Annotated in this window: 3 protein-coding genes and 1 pseudogene; 2 read left to right on the forward strand and 2 right to left on the reverse strand. The window is 63.8% G+C overall.

Translation table 11 applies throughout. The features are described from left to right. Positions 1-486 (forward strand): DNA-3-methyladenine glycosylase (locus EN884_RS34305; protein WP_164895364.1); only part of this gene is annotated, 486 nt, incomplete at its 5' end. Positions 487-614: 128 nt separating this feature from the next. Continuing rightward, positions 615-1,172 carry an HNH endonuclease gene (locus EN884_RS34310; RefSeq protein WP_006328497.1) on the forward strand — a complete coding sequence of 186 codons (558 nt, stop codon included), beginning with the start codon at positions 615-617 and terminating at the stop codon, positions 1,170-1,172. A 165-nt stretch (positions 1,173-1,337) separates the two neighbouring features. On the opposite strand, the gene EN884_RS34315 is transcribed toward EN884_RS34310, so the two are convergent. Together EN884_RS34315 and EN884_RS39930 are read right to left on the reverse strand one after the other, a co-directional pair. Next, positions 1,338-1,856 (reverse strand): disulfide bond formation protein B, encoded by a 519-nt coding sequence (locus EN884_RS34315; protein ID WP_063169081.1) that lies wholly within the window; start codon positions 1,854-1,856, stop codon positions 1,338-1,340. A 34-nt stretch (positions 1,857-1,890) separates the two neighbouring features. After that, a pseudogene (locus EN884_RS39930) lies at positions 1,891-2,044 on the reverse strand (DedA family protein); the annotation flags it as partial.

Raw genomic sequence — 2,044 nt, forward strand, 5'->3', positions numbered from 1 at the left:
CAGCAAGTGTCCCGCGCCAGCGCCGATGCGATCTTCGGCCGGCTGACCAAGCTCGTCGATCCGCTGACGCCGCAGGCGATCCTGGCCGCCGGCGAGGACATGTTTCGCGAGGCCGGCCTGTCGCGGCCGAAGCAGCGCGGCCTGATCGCAATTGCCCAGGCCGTGGTCGACGGCCTCGACCTGCATCACCTCTGTTCGCTCGATGCCGAGGAGGCGATCACGACGATGACGGCGGTGTCCGGCATCGGCCCGTGGACGGCGGAAGTGTACCTCTTATTCGCCGCCGGGCACCCCGACATTTTCCCCGCGCGTGATGTCGCGCTGCAGAGCGCGGTCGGCCACGCGCTCGGCATCGAGCCGCGTCCGCCGGAGAAAACGCTGATCGCATTGGCCGAATCATGGAGCCCGTGGCGAGGTGTCGCATCGCGGCTTTTCTGGTCCTATTATCGTGAAACCAGAGGGCGGGACGCCGCGCCGCCGGCCTGAATCCGCGAAAAATCATAAAAATCATGCATTTTTGGCGCTTCAGCGACGCGACAATCCGCTTCACATCCCTGTCATGTCGGGCTTACAGTATCCGTGCCGTTCGGGTCTAGAACCAAGGAGGTGAACACGTGACGGTTGCCGTATCTCCGGATGGGCTTCCAGCACTGGTGCTGAATGCGGATTACCGTCCGCTCAGCTATTACCCCTTGTCGCTCTGGTCGTGGCAGGACGCTATCAAGGCGGTGTTCCTCGACCGGGTGAACATCGTCGCCGAATACGAGCACGCCGTCTCCTCGCCGACCTTCTCGATGAAGCTGCCGAGCGTTGTCAGTCTTAAGGCCTATGTGAAGCCCTCCAGGCACCCGGCCTTCACCCGCTTCAACGTCTTCCTGCGCGATCGCTTCCAGTGCCAGTATTGCGGCACGCCGGAGGACCTGACCTTCGATCACGTCATCCCCCGCCATCGCGGCGGCGCGACGACGTGGGAGAATGTCGTTGCCGCCTGTTCGCCGTGCAATTTGAGGAAGGGCGGCATGATGCCGGCGCATGCCAAGATGTGGCCGTTGCAGAAGCCTTTCCAGCCGACGGTGCACGATCTGCACAACAATGGCCGCCTGTTCCCGCCCAACCATCTGCATGAGAGCTGGATGGATTATCTCTACTGGGATGTCGAACTCGAACCATAGAGTTCGGCACAAATCCGCCATGCTGGCCGCCTGACGCAGCTTTCTGCGCTTCCGGTGCTCACGTACTTCAGTACGCTCCGCTCCGGTTCTCGAAAGCCGCGCCATCCGACTCAGCCTGGCGAATTTTTGCTCGAACTCTGCGTCGCGCCGTTCAATCGAATTGGTTTAGTCGCGGGCGAAAGCGGCTCGGAAGGCGACGGCGGCGAGGATCAGGCTGGCGATGGCGTTCCAGCCGGCCAGCGACAGGCCGAGGATGCGCAAAGCGGCCTTGTCGCAGGACGGCGGCACGAATTTGTCGAGCGCGTCGAGCACGCCCTTGCCGCCGGTGTCGACCGGTCCGGCGCCTGCGGTACAATCGGTCGGGCCGGCCCACCACTGCCATTCGACGCCGGAGTGGTAGACGCCGAGATAGAGGCCGTAGAGCATCAGGATGCCGCCGACGGCCAGCAGGCCGCGCGTCAGCCAGCTGGGTGCGTGCAGCATCGACGCAATCACCGCCAGCACCATCAGCGGGACGCCGATATAGTAGGGCGTGCGCTGTTCGAGGCAGAGGTGGCAGGGGATATAGCCGCCGAGATACTGGAAGCCGAGCGCCGAGCCAACGGTGGCGGCCATGGCGACGGCGAGGAACAAGGCGGTCAGCGTGCGCTGGCGTCCGGTGTCGGCATTCATGGTCGCTGTCATTTCAATCGGTCCGTCCGGCTTGCAATGGTTCTGTTCAGAACGCGTATTTGACCAGGATATAGAGCAAAATCAGGGCAACCGCGCCGGCGCCGGCGATCAGGCCGAGGCGCTTTTCGATGAATTCGCGGATCGGTTCGCCATAGCGGCGCAGCAGCCAGGCGAGCAGCAGGAAGCGGGCGCCGCGGGCC

This window comes from Mesorhizobium sp. M7A.F.Ca.AU.001.01.1.1, assembly GCF_004022735.1.
GTDB lineage: Bacteria > Pseudomonadota > Alphaproteobacteria > Rhizobiales > Rhizobiaceae > Mesorhizobium > Mesorhizobium ciceri.